We start from the raw sequence: 14,390 nt of genomic DNA, 5'->3' as shown, positions 1-14,390 counted from the left end.
TTTACAGCAAAACTACTTTATGCCGTATATGTTATAAGATTTATAGAGGCTACTGTTAGAATATGCTTTATTTTGTAATAAAAATTTCTCAAAAATAACTTTCCAACGTCGTGAGGATAAAAAGAAATGTGCTCCTCTCAGTCAAAGAACAAAACCATATTATGAATATCTGATGTAAAAATATCATTTTTGAACAGTTGAATTTTTAGACTCTGGAATTTAATTCGATTTTATAATTTAAAAGGTTGAACATGAAAACATCGCAAATTTTACTGAATACTGCACTGGTTTTGATTGCAGGAAATAGTTTTGCAACCCCCTACCAAAGCTGTTCAGAACAATTACAAACTTCTTTAATTCAACAATTTAAATTGGTCAATCATCAATTTTCAGACAGTGATGCTAAAACGTATAAAAGCTGTATCAATTTAGATTCAGAACAAAAAATCCATCTTCTCGCGATCAGCCAGCCTATAGCTTTTACAGCTTATGATGATATGGAACATGATCTCAATTTATATTTAATTGATTCGACCCAAGGTAAAATTCTACAAAAATATAAAGCACCCGAAACTTTTTATTCAGATGCAGATCATTACGATGGCGCAAAACTCCATAACACACGATTTTCAACATTGCCGAATATAGATGTGATTGGCTTAGAAACATCATCCTCACACCAAGGCGGTTTTACCTATAGTCACAACAATCTTGCTTTGTTTAAAGTTGAGCCTAAACAACCAATCAAACAAGTTTTTGCAGGTATTGATACCAATGAAAGTGGCTATGAAAGAATTGGAAATTGTGCAGGTAATAATACGAGCTCTGAGGTTAGACGTATTTTAATTCTTTCAAATAAAACCAATCATGGTCTTCAAGACATTGTGCTCAAAGAGACTAAAAACCAAACAATAACAGATTACAAAACCTGTAAATCTTTAACCAAACAATATAAGCAACAACAGATTATTCAGTTTAATGGTCAATCGTATAAATTGCAGCATCATAATTTATTAGCAATCGATCCTTTTTAATATTGCCTAAATCTTATGATGACAAAGGTACATTATTTTTAATTTATACAATTCAAACTTGATTTAGACGAAAGTTAAAAATGTATATAAAAACCCTCAATTCACCTTAAATTCATTGGTACATCGGTGTTTTTCCGTTATACTTTGGCGTTTTAAAAAATTAAGCCAATGTACAGAATAAGCATACAAATCAGACTTGAACTGTGCGTTTTTAGCCAATATGAGAATTATGGAGTGACTTGGTTGTGAGTACTCGTTTTATGACAACTGCTGAAATACGTGAAGCTTTTTTGCGTTACTTTGAATCGCAAGGACATACACGTGTCGCGTCGAGTTCACTTGTACCTGCCAACGACCCTACTTTGCTGTTTACCAATGCTGGTATGAATCAGTTTAAAGACTGTTTTCTTGGTCTAGAAAAACGTGACTATGTACGTGCAACAACATCACAAAAATGTGTACGTGCAGGCGGCAAACACAACGACCTAGATAACGTGGGCTATACAGCACGTCACCACACATTCTTTGAAATGTTAGGTAACTTCTCTTTCGGTGATTATTTCAAACGTGATGCTATTCGCTTTGCTTGGAATTTCCTCACTGGTGAAGAATGGTTAGCACTGCCTAAAGATAAATTATATGCCACTGTTTATCATACAGATGATGAAGCATTTGACATTTGGAACAAAGAAATTGGCTTAGCTGCAGATCGTATTATCCGTATTGGTGACAATAAAGGCGAAAAATACGCTTCTGATAACTTCTGGGCAATGGGTGATACTGGCCCATGTGGTCCTTGTTCTGAAATTTTCTTTGACCATGGTGATCACATTTGGGGTGGTTTACCAGGCACACCAGAAGAAGATGGCGATCGTTTCATCGAAATTTGGAATAACGTCTTCATGCAGTTTAATCGTACTGCTGATGGTGTATTGCATAACCTTCCTGCACCATCTGTAGATACAGGTATGGGCTTGGAACGTATTACTGCTGTACTACAACACGTTAATTCAAACTATGAAATTGACTTGTTCCAAAATTTACTTAAATCTGCTGCCGACATTATTGGTTTAGATACTACAGCGCTTCAAGCTGAAGCTACTGAAAAAAATACTCCAATTCAATACCCTGCTTCACTTAAAGTGGTTGCTGACCATGCGCGTTCTTGCTGCTTCCTTATCGCCGATGGAGTAAATCCATCGAATGAAGGTCGTGGCTATGTATTACGTCGTATTATTCGTCGTGCAGTACGCCATGGTAATAAACTCGGTGCAACAGGTTCATTCTTCTACAAAATGCTTCAACCGCTTGTTGATGTGATGGGTGTTGCTTATCCAGAACTGGCAGCAAATCAAACTCGTATTGAAGCACTATTACTAAAAGAAGAAGAACAATTCGCTAAAACACTTGAGCAAGGTTTAAAACTACTTGAAGGTGAACTTGCTAACTTAAAAGGTTCAGTCATCCCTGGTGCAGTTGTATTTAAACTTTACGATACCTATGGCTTCCCTGCTGACTTAACAGCGGATATTGCACGTGAGCGTGATTTAACCATTGACGAAGCTGGCTTTGAAGTCGAAATGGCTGCACAGCGCCAACGCGCACGTGATGCAGGTAAATTTGCTGTCGACTACAACAGCATTGTTAAAGTTGAAGGTGAAACTCAATTTGATGGTTATGACGCAACTCAAGGTCAAGGTCAAATCGTTGCGATCTATAAAGATGGCGAACAAGTTGAAGAAGTCGTTGAAGGCGATGAAGCGCTTATCGTTCTGAACCAAACCCCTTTCTATGCAGAAAGCGGTGGTCAGATTGGTGATACAGGTCTTTTCAAAAATGATACAGGTATTTTTGAAGTACAAGATACTAAGAAATCTGGTGGTGCATTCGTTCACCAAGGTATCGTGACAATGGGCAGCTTAAAAGCGACTCAAAATGTTGAAGCGATTGTTAAAGCAGACATTCGTGAAGCAACTGCACGTAACCACTCAGCGACGCACCTTCTACACGCGGTTTTACGTCAAGTTTTAGGCGAACATGTGCAACAAAAAGGTTCATTGGTTGCTTCTGACATTTTACGTTTTGACTTTGCCAATGACCAACCTGTGACATTTGAACAACTGCAACAAGTTGAACGTATTGTTAATGCTGAAGTCATTGCCAATACTGCTGTTTCTACTGAACTTTTAGATATCGATGCTGCTAAAGAAAAAGGCGCAATGATGTTGTTCGGTGAGAAATATGGCGATGAAGTTCGTGTACTGTCTATGGGTTCAATCAAAGAAGATAAAAACTTCTCAATTGAGCTATGTGGTGGTATTCACGTCAAACGTACAGGTGATATCGGTCTATTCAAAATCACTTCTGAAGGTGGTGTAGCGGCAGGTGTACGTCGTATTGAGGCTGTTACTGGTACAAAAGCACTTGAAATTGTACAAAAGTTTGATGCCGATATCTTACACATCAATGACTTACTCAAAGCTCAAAAAGATCATACTGTTGAAAAAATTCAAGCAACTGTAGAACATGCTCATCAATTACAAAAACAAATTGAACAATTGCACCAAAAGCTGGCGAACTTCCAAGCGTCAGATCTGATGGGTCAGGTTCAGAATGTTGCAGATCGCCAGACATTGATTGCTACTGTACAAGGTCAAGATGCGAAATCACTTCGTCATCTTCACGACAGTGTCAAATCCAAACTTGATCATGCAGTAATCGTACTTGCAGGTGTAGATGCTGACAAAGTCAGTCTAATTGCATCGGTTGCAAGCGACTTTACTGCAAAAATCAAAGCAGGTGACATCATCAAACATTTAGCAACTGAGCTAGGTGGTAAAGGTGGTGGTAAACCTGATTTAGCACAAGGTGGCGCGCCACTTAACGAGAAGCTTGATTCAGTTATTGCAGGTTTAACTGCATGGCTTGAAGCAAAATAATACTTCACCTTTTGTGTAAAGACTCTGAAGCCAATTCAGAGTCATGGCTTAAAATGGAACAACTATGGCATTAATCGTTCAAAAATATGGCGGTACTTCAATGGGTACTCCTGAGCGCATTTTAAATGTTGCTCGTCGTGTAAAGCGTTGGCATGATCACGGACACAAAATTGTGGTGGTTGTATCAGCAATGAGTGGTGAAACCAACCGCTTATTGGCTTTAGCGAAAGCCATTACCGAAACCCCTGACCCTCGTGAGCTAGACCAGATGGTGTCTACGGGTGAACAGGTAACGATTTCTATGTTAGCAATGGGACTCAATTCGATTGGTGTAAATGCAACCTCATTGACTGGGCGTCAAGTTGGTATTAAAACTGACAGCGCATTCAATAAAGCACGTATTGAATCGATTGATACTGATGTCATGACAGGTCATCTTGATGCAGGCCATGTGATTGTTGTTGCAGGTTTCCAAGGTTTTGATGCAGAAGGTAACACAACGACTTTAGGTCGTGGTGGTTCAGATACCTCAGGTGTTGCACTCGCTGCTGCTCTTAAAGCAGATGAATGTCAGATTTATACAGATGTTGATGGTGTCTATACAACAGATCCACGTGTTGCGCCAAAAGCGAAAAAAGTTGATCGCATTTCTTTTGAAGAAATGCTTGAAATGGCATCTCTTGGTTCAAAAGTTCTGCAAATTCGTTCAGTTGAATTCGCAGGAAAATACCAAGTGCCTTTACGCGTATTATCCAGTTTTGACAATGACAATGATGGCGCATTCGACGAAGATTTCAAACAAAATGTCGGGACACTAATCACTACAGAAGCGGAAGATAACATGGAAAATCCTATAATTTCGGGTATTGCGTTCAATCGTGACGAAGCAAAATTGACTATTTTAGGTGTACCTGACGAACCAGGTATTGCAGCTAAAATCTTATGCCCTATTGGCGATGCAAACATCGAAGTGGATATGATTATCCAAAATGTTGAAGAAGATGGTACAACTGACTTCACATTTACTGTAAACCGTAGTGAATTAAAAAAAGCCAAAGCTATTCTTGAAGATACAGCACAAAAGATTGGTGCACGTGAAGTTGCAACTCGTGATGATATTGTCAAAGTATCTATCGTGGGTGTAGGTATGCGCTCTCATGCAGGTGTCGCAAGCAAGATGTTCACTGCTCTAGCGAGTGAAGGCATCAACATTCTCATGATTTCAACGTCTGAAATTAAAATTTCAGTGATTATTGAAGAAAATTATCTAGAACTCGCAGTTCGCACACTTCACACAGCATTCGGTTTAGACCGTGAACATGGTGAATCAAGCGTACGTGCATAATATTCAAACAATTTAATTAAATATTTCACGCTAACAAGTGATAAATTAATAGAGCCACTATAGTTTTTACCATAGTGGCTCTGTTATATTAGATCATCTAGTTTAAGAATAATTTCAGCAGAATGTATAAAAGTGAAAAACTTGTCACATTATTCTGTTAAAATTGTGTCTGCTATCGAGGTTGTCTTTCTTTTAGAAATTCATTGCAGGTTTAGCGTTTAGGCAAGGAGATAAACATGCTGATTCTGACCCGTCGTGTCGGAGAAACATTAATGATTGGGGATCAAGTCAGTGTAACTGTGCTTGGTGTCAAAGGTAATCAAGTTCGTATTGGTGTAAATGCACCAAAAGAAGTGTCTGTTCATCGTGAAGAAATCTATCAACGAATTCAACATGAACGCGCAATGCACGAACATCTTCAACACATAGATCAAGATTATCAACCTTCTTTTGAAGAAGATAATACTGCTGCTGCGCAAAATAACTATAATCGATAAGATTTTAGATATTTTGTAAAATAAAGCGGCTTAATAGGCCGCTTTAAATTTATATAATTCAATAATTTAAAATAAAATACTATTTGATACCCAATGCCTTTTTTACGGGTGCATAGCTACGACGATGTTGATCAACCACACCATGTTCTTCAATCGCTTGAAAATGAGCCTTTGTTGGATAACCTTTATGTTTAGCAAAACCATATTGTGGATATTTCAAATCTAAATCAACCATTTCACGATCACGGGTTACTTTAGCCAGAATACTTGCTGCTGAAATTTCAGCATGTAGAGCATCACCACCGACAACAGCATCACAGCTCATCGTTAAACCTTGTGGAATTTTATTGCCATCGACCAAGACATGCTCTGGTTGAGTTTTCAATGCTTCTACAGCACGACGCATTGCCAATAACGAAGCTTGTAATATATTAATTTGGTCTATTTCTTCGTGCGTTGCCTCGGCAATTGCCCACGCTAAAGCTTTTTCTTTAATCTCTGTATATAACTTTTCACGCTTTTTTTCGGTCAATTTTTTTGAATCATCTAATCCTTCTATCGGATTAAGAGGATCTAAAATTACGGCAGCAGCGACCACTGAACCAACCAATGGGCCTCTGCCCGCCTCATCTACACCAGCAATTAACATTTTCATTCCTATCATAAAAAAAGACTGAACAAGTCAGCCTTTTTACATTTTAGCACGGATTATAACTGTATTATTTTACAGCTTCTGCAACACAGGCATTAATTGTTTTTGTCACAACATTTGACACAATCGCTACGCGTGCTTGTGGATCTATCGCTGCAGCCGCTAAATCAACTGCTGTTACATTTTGTGGTGCTTTTTCACTTACACAACCACAAATTTGGCCTTGCACATTGGTTTTTTGGTCAGCAGTCATTACTTTTGTTGCAGTTTTCCAAGCAGGTAAATTACCTAACTCTGTGGTACATTTTGCATTAATCGCAATTTTAAGTGCAACATTCCCTAACTGCGAAGTGGTTTGCATTGCACCGGTACCCGTTGAATCCGTAGTCGCACAAGCAGAAAGAACAAGGACGAATGGAGCAAGTACAGCAATCAATTTTTTCACGGTATTTCCTTTTTTTCTAAATAAATAAGTGCCGTTATTCTGCCTAAAGCCTCATTCAGAAGATATAAAAAAATTTAGCATCCATGTAATTTTAAGCTTAATGTTTAATTATTCTACATTTATAAACAGCGTTTCAATATTAAAACAATACGTTGAAATTATGAGGCTGCACTTTCATAAAAAAATGTCTATTATTACTCAATTATTGCAAACAGCATCTAGAGATCCACATGGAACAAAGTCAATCTCCTTACTACACAAGAACAGCTCAATGGTTGCATTGGATTATGGCGATCATTTTTATTGTAGCTTATGCTATCGGATTTTATAGTGGCAATTTTTTAAGCTACGAAGTTGATGGTAGCTTTAAAGGATCTGTTATTACCTTGCATAAGAATATTGCAACGGTCATCATCTTTCTTGTGATTATTCGAATTTTTTGGCGTTATACCCATCCTGTTCCAAAACTCCCCGATAGCATGTCACCGATGATGAAATCCTTCGCTCATATGGGTCATCTTGCATTGTATTTCATGTTACTTGCATTACCGATTACAGGCTGTTTATTTAGTTGGAGTGCTGGACATCCTGCACCTGTACTCTATCTTTTTGAAATTCCGCGCTTAGTTGAAGCCAATGACGACCTGCTTTATATCGTAAAACCATTGCATATCTATCTTTCTTGGGCAGCAGGTCTTTTATTGATTGGTCATATTCTTGCCGCTTTAAAACACCATTTTATAGATAAAGACAATGTTTTACGTAGCATGACACGTCAAGGAAAATAAGATATATACAATAAAGTGCATCCAATGATGTGCTTTATTGCTTAAAACTGCTTGGTTATGTAATTATTTCAAAGCTTCCTGCGCGCAACCTTTCAGGCTGCTCGATATCGCATGGCTTATTAATTTATTTTTTGCTGTTTCATTCACCGAAGCCAATAATAATTCTTTTGTAGACACATCATTCAAAGCATTATCACTAACACATCCACAAATATTTTGCTGCGCTTTCTGTTGCTGTTCTGCACTGAAAAAGAATGAAGAGGCTTGCCATATTTTTGATGATTTCAGCTCATTAGCACATTGTAGCGCAATCAAAGGCTTAAATACTTTCTGCGTCCACGTCTGCTCTTGAACTGTTGCAGCCATGACTGTAACACACTGCATACTACAAAAAACCATCAATATTTTTGCTAATAAATTCATCATTCACCTCTAAGGAAAGCAGCAATCACTACACTGCTTTCCTTAAAATTTCAGAATAGACTTCTTTCATAAGGGCTTAACTCTTTTTATCTCTCTGAATGAAGGTCAGAAAAATATAATAAGCCATGAAAGAAGTCTGTTAAGTGGTGATTTAAGCCACGGCGTCAATCTGTTGAATCCATTTTTGTTTTTCTGCATCACTGATGAAAGAGGCCTCAAATGAGTTCTTTGCCAATTTCTTCAAATCATCATTAGACAAATCTAATGCATCGGCAATTGCAAAGAAATTATCATTCATATATCCACCAAAATAAGATGGATCGTCTGAATTAACTGTCACATGCACGCCTTGTTGCAGTAAACGGTGAATGTTATGTTGTGCCATATCATCCACGACGCATAGTTTCAAATTACTCAATGGACACACGGTTAAAGGCATTTTTTCAGCAATCAAACGCTGCATTAGTTGAGGATCCTCTTCTGAACGCACACCATGATCAATACGATTAACTTTTAATAAGTCTAGCGCTTGCCACACATATTCTGCAGGTCCTTCTTCGCCTGCGTGAGCTACAACTAAAAAGCCAGCTTCACGCGCTTTGGCAAAGACACGTTCAAATTTTGAAGGAGGATGTCCAACTTCACTTGAATCCAAGCCAACAGCAATAATCTGATCTTTAAATGGCAAGGCCTGCTGCAATGTTTCTAAAGCAGCCTCTTCGCTCAAATGGCGCAAGAAACACATAATCAATTGTGAAGAAATACCTAACTTTTGCTGTGCATCATCACGCGCTTGTTGCAAACCATTGATCACAGTTGTAAATGCCACACCGCGATCTGTATGGGTTTGCGGATCGAAGAACATTTCGGTATGCACCACTTTATCTTCTGCACATTTCTCAAAATATGCCCAAGCAAGATCATAAAAATCCTGTTCATGAATGAGAACATTTGCCCCTGCATAATAGATGTCGAGGAATGACTGTAAATTATGAAAGTTATATGCTTGTTTTACTTCTTCAACAGACTTGTAAGGAATGTCAATTTTATTGCGCTGTGCAATGGCAAACATGAGTTCTGGCTCAAACGTCCCTTCAATATGCACATGTAATTCTGCTTTTGGTAGAGCGCGGATGAGTTCATTTCTGTTCATGTTATTACCTCAAAAATTTTCATAAAATACAAAATAAAAAGGGTGTAAACATGAGTTTACACCCTTTTTCTAACAGGAGAAATTATCCGCCAAATGCAGCGAATTTAATCACCCAAAGCACAGCAATAATCCATACCATATACGGTACAGTTGCAGCCTTGCCTGTGAATAATTTCACCAATGCATAACTGATAAAGCCCATGGCAATACCATCTGCAATAGAATACGTAAATGGCATGAATACGATCGTTAAGAATGCTGGAACAGCTTCTGTAATATCATCCCATTCAATATTGGTGATCCCTTGAATCATCAACACACCAACAAATAATAATGCAGGTGCAGTAGCGAATCCTGGTACAGATTGCGCCAATGGTGCAAGGAATAAACAGGCAATAAAGAGTATACCTACGACTACAGCAGTCAGACCCGTACGACCACCTGCGGCAACGCCCGCCGAAGATTCAATATAAGGCGTTGTCGATGATGTACCTAATGCAGCACCTGCCACAATCGCTGTTGAATCGGCAAATAATGCTTTTTTCAGACGTGGTAATTTACCGTCCTTCAGTAAACCTGCACGATGTGAAACACCGACCAATGTTCCTGTAGAGTCAAATAAATCAACCAGAAAAAATACGAAAATTACACCAATTAAACTTGCAGTGAATAAACCTTCAAAGTTCATTTGCATAAATGTGGGTGCAATTGAAGGAATTGTACCTACAATACCTTTAAACTCGTTAATGCCCAATAATGTTGACAGAACTGTAATTGCCAAAATACTGAGAATAATTGCACCACGCACACGGTAATGATGCATCACTACCACCATCAAAAAGCCTAATAAAGCCAATAACACTTTAGGATCTTTCAAATCACCTAAACCAACAAGTGTTGCAGGATTATCAACAATGATGCCTGCATTTTTCAATGCAACCAATGCAAGGAATAAACCAATACCACCACCAATTGCAAACTTCAGTGACATCGGAATGGCATTGACAATTGCTTCACGGATTTTAAACATGCTTATCGCAATAAAAACTAAACCCGAAACAAAAACAGCTGCTAATGCCGTTTCCCAAGGCACTTTCATCCCCAAACAAACTGAATAAGTGAAATAAGCGTTCAAACCCATTCCAGGAGCAAGTGCAATTGGATAATTTGCAATAACCCCCATCACTAAACAGCCAATTGCAGCAGCAAGACAGGTCGCTACAAATACAGCACCGTGATCCATACCTGTTTCAGAAAGAATCAAAGGATTGACAATAATGATGTAACACATTGTCAAAAATGTCGTTAAACCTGCCAATACTTCAGTTCTAAACGTCGTATTGTTTTCGCTTAGTTTAAATAAGCGTTCGAGCAAACCCGTTGAAGGATTTGGATTTGTCATTGTTGAGCCCCTGTCAGATTTGAGCTATTCGTTGATAAAATAAATTCATTTAAAATATATTGCCGTGCAAATTTAGCCTGTTTATAACATTCAATAAACGTACCAAAGTCATATTTCCGATAAAAACAAGATCAATTAAAAAAGCTGCGGTTAGGCAGCTTTATATTCAGAACGTTTCATAAACGGTCTTTATCGATTACAAGTTAGAAATTATAACATATAGTTCAGATAATTTTATCAGCCAGTTCATTCAACTTTTTGAGTTACAATTTTAATTGATGTATACATAAATTACAGGAAACTTCTACTTGGGAAATTCTCGGCAACTAACTTGTAAAAATCCTCTGCCCTTTGATTTGGTGTTTTAAAATCCAACCCTTTTTGAATTCTCTGCCAATTATAAAATAGCTCTATGTATTTTTGTAATATCTGTTTTTGTTTCTTCCCTTGTTTATAACTACAATGATGTACGGCTTTGTTGCACAAAGATTGCAAAGTTAAAATTAGCGCCTCAGTTAGCACCTGATATTGGTGAATCAAATTATGCCGATTATTTACAATGGATTCATTTACCGAAAGTTCGATAATGGCACCCTACTTGTTAAAAATATTTAAGTTTGTAAATGACTATTTAGAAGATAAACAATACTTTATTGAAAATCGTTTAACTAGTGCGGATTTTATGATGGGCTTCGCATTAATAGTCTAATCTATACATTAAATCAGGCAGAAAATTATCCGCATATTAAATGTTATGTCGGTGGTTTAACAAAACTAGAAAGTTGGAAAAAACTGTTGAAATTGAAAGCTCTTTAAGTTTACAGTGAGAAGGTTAATTATACTTAAAGTTTAAAAAGATTAGTAAAAAATGGGAGCCTAAATCTCCCATTTTTGCTTTTGTATAAGGTCTATTATGCTAATTTTAGAAAATATTAACTTTACTTTAAAATTGAAAAAAATCTTATTTGGAAATATTTTTATGGTACTAAATTTAAAATTAACTACTCTATGTATATTATCTTCTATGCTCATTGCTTGTGCTGGTGGATCATCAGACCACTCTTCAAACACAACACCTCCGAAGACTGATACCTCAACGACTACTCCTCCTACTCCTAATACCGATGTAACTCGTTACGCATATAGTTATTTCACCAATACAAATTATAAAGCAAATGAAGTACCACAACCAACGCTATTACAAAGAACACCGTTGAATTCAAATGGAAGTTTAAATCTTGCCAACACGCAAATCATTGATACATTACCTAATGCAAAAGTAAACTCATTAAATCTATTTAATGCTGAAAACGGTACAGTTTATGCTTATGTTAACCATGGTGATGGTTATCTTTATGGCTATAAAATCAATCAAAATGGTGTCACCAGTAAATTGCCATCTATACCTGTGAACCTTAACAGTGCGACTTCAACATTAAGTATCGATCAAACAAGTCAAACACTCACAACATTCGCCAATAAAGAATTTACCATATATAAAATTTTAGCTGATGGTCAGCTCAAATGGCAGTCCACCTATAAAACTTCAGATTTTCCTGAACTCAATAAAAATATTATTGAAATTAAAAATGATACTGTAAATAACTATTTATATGCGATAGATGATACAGGCTACTTGTATCAATACGATTCTCGAAATTTGAATGTGGGTATTATTCAGAAGGTAAATTCATACACATACCCAATTCAAGAATATCTAAAGCCATATAGCCATAATTTACAGGTCAGCAAGCAAGGCCGCGTTTATTTTGCAATGAATGATCGAGTATTGCTTTTACAGCAAGATTCAGCAGGTAAATTTGAATTAGTATCAGCTAGTAAGAACTTTGGTCTCAATCTAAATGCTTTTGAGATTGACGAAACTCGTAATAAAATTTATGTCGCTGATGTAACCCAAATTATGCAATTCAATTTAAAAGATGATGGAACTTTCCGATCTTATTCAATAGCTACAACTTGGGACAATTTTAATGATACCAGCTCCCCAAGCACTCAAACACGGGCAACTTTTTCCATCAATCCTGATGGCAAATCAGGATTTATTACAGCTTTAGATAAAACCCAAGAATTTACAATGGATACACTTGGTACATTGACACCTGTACCTCATTCAAATCAAAATCATGGATTACCTATGCACTTATTAACAGTACATTAACTCATCAAGCTTTTAATTATTGATCCTAAGTTTGTTCGAGAAAACTGAGCTTGATCGAAAATCGAGACAATAAAAAAGCCCAACAGGATGTTGGGCTTTTTTTTATTATATATATTTTTTAATTCTGACTTATTCCTGAGTAGCTAAAAGCTCATATTCTTTAAATTTTATAACCTCTACCCCTAACCTTTCATTAATTTGTTTAAGCAGATTTTGGTAATACACAATCTCATTATAATAAAAACTTTAGCTGCCTTTTCGACATCACCAAAACCACCTCTATTTTGAGGAACGACTCCAATAAGTTGAGGTGGTATGCGATGCCCTGCAAGTTGATCATCACGACTGGCAATTTTAATACTATAAAATTCATCCTTGGCAGCAACTTCTGCAAGCGGGATAACTTTGACACCATCCTTAGTTCCACCAAGTGTATAAACCAATAATTTTTTAAAGTTGCCTGCCCCTTTTTGAATTTCAAGTGAATCCTCCAGATCATCAACGTCTTGCTGACTTTGATGCGCATCTATCATGTGTAACATAAAACCTGCATGTGCCCCATTTTTATAATTATGAAAACATGGTTCTATTTCTACATTGAGCACTGTGAAAAATGAAAAGCCTTTTTAAGACTTCTTGCTCATTTCAGATAATAAATCTAGTTGAATTTCTTGTATTTGAGTTAACCTCTCCCATTGATGCATTAAAAGATGATCTAATTTTTCATCTAAATGTTGGATTTCCAACTCAGCTTTTAAATTAATTTTATAATCATTTTGTGAACGCAATCTATCTTTTGCTTCCTGTCTATTTTGGCTCATCATAATAACTGGGGCTTGAATGGCTGCTAAACAAGATAATATCAAATTCAATAAAATAAACGGGTACGGATCGGCAGGATGTGTAATCATTACCACAGTATTTACAACAATCCAAATTGCTATAAAAATAGCAAAACAAATTAGAAAAGACCAACTACCACCAAAAGTCGCTATTTTGTCTGCAAGTCTTTCCCCTAAAGTCCAATGCTGATCTAGTTTGTTTTCAACATTTCTTGTGATGAGCTCATGCTGCTCCATGCTTTTTATAACTTCAAACTCAAGGTCAGTGACTTCGCCTTTCTCTGATTTTAACAGCGAATGAACATACTGAATGCGATACTTAGTTAAATCGGCTTGGCAAATAAAGTTCTGGGGTAACCACGCTGGAAAATCATGTGAAATTTCTTCTGTAATAACTTTTCTTATTGCACCCATCGGAATGAGATTTCTAGTGGAGAATTTTTTCCCACAGACTAGACACTCACGACATTCATTTTTTTCACTCATGGTCGCTCACCTTTATAATAATTATAAAATTACGAGACTAACATCATTGAATAAATTTCAAACGAATGTCAAATTTTTCACCTTGTATTATAAATATCGACTTTATGGAGGGCAGAGTAAAACTTGAAGTGCGACATAAACCACCTAATTAATTTAAAGGGTTTATGGAGTATATAAAATTGTCATACCATCATCTTAACTTTGA

Annotated in this window: 13 protein-coding genes and 1 pseudogene; 6 read left to right on the top strand and 8 right to left on the bottom strand. The window is 36.8% G+C overall.

The annotated features are described in order from the left end of the window. Positions 1-251: 251 nt before the first annotated feature. The 4 genes from ACG94X_RS09650 to csrA all read left to right on the top strand — a co-directional run bounded on the left by ACG94X_RS09650 (position 252) and on the right by csrA (position 5,815). Complete coding sequence (locus tag ACG94X_RS09650) at positions 252-1,034, top strand: PA3715 family protein (RefSeq protein WP_419383516.1); 783 nt, start codon at positions 252-254, stop codon at positions 1,032-1,034. A gap of 245 nt (positions 1,035-1,279) precedes the next feature. Further along, positions 1,280-3,973 (top strand): alanine--tRNA ligase, encoded by a 2,694-nt coding sequence (gene alaS, locus ACG94X_RS09645; protein ID WP_419383515.1) that lies wholly within the window; start codon positions 1,280-1,282, stop codon positions 3,971-3,973. Positions 3,974-4,037: 64 nt separating this feature from the next. Then, a complete protein-coding gene (locus tag ACG94X_RS09640; protein WP_419383514.1) occupies positions 4,038-5,318 on the top strand; it encodes an aspartate kinase in 1,281 nt (426 codons plus the stop codon). Positions 5,319-5,554: 236 nt separating this feature from the next. Continuing rightward, the gene (csrA, locus tag ACG94X_RS09635) at positions 5,555-5,815 is read left to right on the top strand and encodes a carbon storage regulator CsrA (protein WP_419383513.1); all 261 of its coding nucleotides are present in this window, start codon (positions 5,555-5,557) and stop codon (positions 5,813-5,815) included. Between the two features lie 79 nt (positions 5,816-5,894). Here the strand turns inward: csrA and rnhB are convergent, their stop codons facing one another. Beyond that, the gene (gene rnhB, locus ACG94X_RS09630; RefSeq protein ID WP_419383617.1) at positions 5,895-6,464 is read right to left on the bottom strand and encodes a ribonuclease HII; all 570 of its coding nucleotides are present in this window, start codon (positions 6,462-6,464) and stop codon (positions 5,895-5,897) included. A gap of 70 nt (positions 6,465-6,534) precedes the next feature. Then, the gene (locus ACG94X_RS09625; RefSeq protein ID WP_419383512.1) at positions 6,535-6,912 is read right to left on the bottom strand and encodes a hypothetical protein; all 378 of its coding nucleotides are present in this window, start codon (positions 6,910-6,912) and stop codon (positions 6,535-6,537) included. A 230-nt stretch (positions 6,913-7,142) separates the two neighbouring features. On the opposite strand from ACG94X_RS09625, the gene ACG94X_RS09620 reads away from it, so the two are divergent. Further along, positions 7,143-7,700 (top strand): cytochrome b, encoded by a 558-nt coding sequence (locus tag ACG94X_RS09620; protein ID WP_419383511.1) that lies wholly within the window; start codon positions 7,143-7,145, stop codon positions 7,698-7,700. A 63-nt stretch (positions 7,701-7,763) separates the two neighbouring features. On the opposite strand, the gene ACG94X_RS09615 is transcribed toward ACG94X_RS09620, so the two are convergent. The 4 genes and pseudogenes from ACG94X_RS09615 to ACG94X_RS09600 form a co-directional block, all read right to left on the bottom strand. Further along, on the bottom strand, positions 7,764-8,126 hold the full coding sequence (locus ACG94X_RS09615) for a hypothetical protein (RefSeq protein ID WP_419383510.1): 363 nt from the start codon (positions 8,124-8,126) through the stop codon (positions 7,764-7,766). A 148-nt stretch (positions 8,127-8,274) separates the two neighbouring features. After that, positions 8,275-9,276: an adenosine deaminase gene (locus ACG94X_RS09610; RefSeq protein WP_419383509.1), complete on the bottom strand. Its 1,002-nt coding sequence runs from the start codon at positions 9,274-9,276 to the stop codon at positions 8,275-8,277. An 82-nt stretch (positions 9,277-9,358) separates the two neighbouring features. Next, positions 9,359-10,678 (bottom strand): NCS2 family permease, encoded by a 1,320-nt coding sequence (locus tag ACG94X_RS09605; protein WP_419383508.1) that lies wholly within the window; start codon positions 10,676-10,678, stop codon positions 9,359-9,361. Positions 10,679-10,969: 291 nt separating this feature from the next. Then, positions 10,970-11,164 (bottom strand): annotated as a pseudogene (locus tag ACG94X_RS09600) (hypothetical protein); the annotation flags it as partial. 427 nt (positions 11,165-11,591) lie between these two features. Here ACG94X_RS09600 and ACG94X_RS09595 point away from each other — a divergent pair. Then, complete coding sequence (locus ACG94X_RS09595; RefSeq protein ID WP_419383507.1) at positions 11,592-12,857, top strand: hypothetical protein; 1,266 nt, start codon at positions 11,592-11,594, stop codon at positions 12,855-12,857. 182 nt (positions 12,858-13,039) lie between these two features. On the opposite strand, the gene ACG94X_RS09590 is transcribed toward ACG94X_RS09595, so the two are convergent. Both ACG94X_RS09590 and ACG94X_RS09585 read right to left on the bottom strand, forming a co-directional pair. Then, positions 13,040-13,399: a hypothetical protein gene (locus tag ACG94X_RS09590; protein ID WP_419383506.1), complete on the bottom strand. Its 360-nt coding sequence runs from the start codon at positions 13,397-13,399 to the stop codon at positions 13,040-13,042. 84 nt (positions 13,400-13,483) lie between these two features. After that, a complete protein-coding gene (locus ACG94X_RS09585) occupies positions 13,484-14,185 on the bottom strand; it encodes a DUF1003 domain-containing protein (protein ID WP_419383505.1) in 702 nt (233 codons plus the stop codon). Between the last annotated feature and the right edge of the window lie 205 nt (positions 14,186-14,390).

This window comes from Acinetobacter psychrotolerans, from assembly GCF_048552595.1.
Classification (GTDB): domain Bacteria; phylum Pseudomonadota; class Gammaproteobacteria; order Pseudomonadales; family Moraxellaceae; genus Acinetobacter.
This window is presented reverse-complemented; position numbering and strand designations above follow the sequence as displayed.

Bases quoted from the DNA above. Each gene is read 5' to 3' on its own strand.
- csrA (WP_419383513.1), top strand. From the start codon at position 5,555: ATGCTGATTCTGACCCGTCGTGTCGGAGAAACATTAATGATTGGGGAT.
- ACG94X_RS09605 (WP_419383508.1), bottom strand. From the start codon at position 10,678: ATGACAAATCCAAATCCTTCAACGGGTTTGCTCGAACGCTTATTTAAA.
- ACG94X_RS09615 (WP_419383510.1), bottom strand. From the start codon at position 8,126: ATGATGAATTTATTAGCAAAAATATTGATGGTTTTTTGTAGTATGCAG.
- ACG94X_RS09610 (WP_419383509.1), bottom strand. From the start codon at position 9,276: ATGAACAGAAATGAACTCATCCGCGCTCTACCAAAAGCAGAATTACAT.
- ACG94X_RS09620 (WP_419383511.1), top strand. From the start codon at position 7,143: ATGGAACAAAGTCAATCTCCTTACTACACAAGAACAGCTCAATGGTTG.
- ACG94X_RS09590 (WP_419383506.1), bottom strand. From the start codon at position 13,399: ATGTTACACATGATAGATGCGCATCAAAGTCAGCAAGACGTTGATGAT.
- ACG94X_RS09650 (WP_419383516.1), top strand. From the start codon at position 252: ATGAAAACATCGCAAATTTTACTGAATACTGCACTGGTTTTGATTGCA.
- ACG94X_RS09595 (WP_419383507.1), top strand. From the start codon at position 11,592: ATGCTAATTTTAGAAAATATTAACTTTACTTTAAAATTGAAAAAAATC.
- rnhB (WP_419383617.1), bottom strand. From the start codon at position 6,464: ATGTTAATTGCTGGTGTAGATGAGGCGGGCAGAGGCCCATTGGTTGGT.
- ACG94X_RS09640 (WP_419383514.1), top strand. From the start codon at position 4,038: ATGGCATTAATCGTTCAAAAATATGGCGGTACTTCAATGGGTACTCCT.
- ACG94X_RS09585 (WP_419383505.1), bottom strand. From the start codon at position 14,185: ATGAGTGAAAAAAATGAATGTCGTGAGTGTCTAGTCTGTGGGAAAAAA.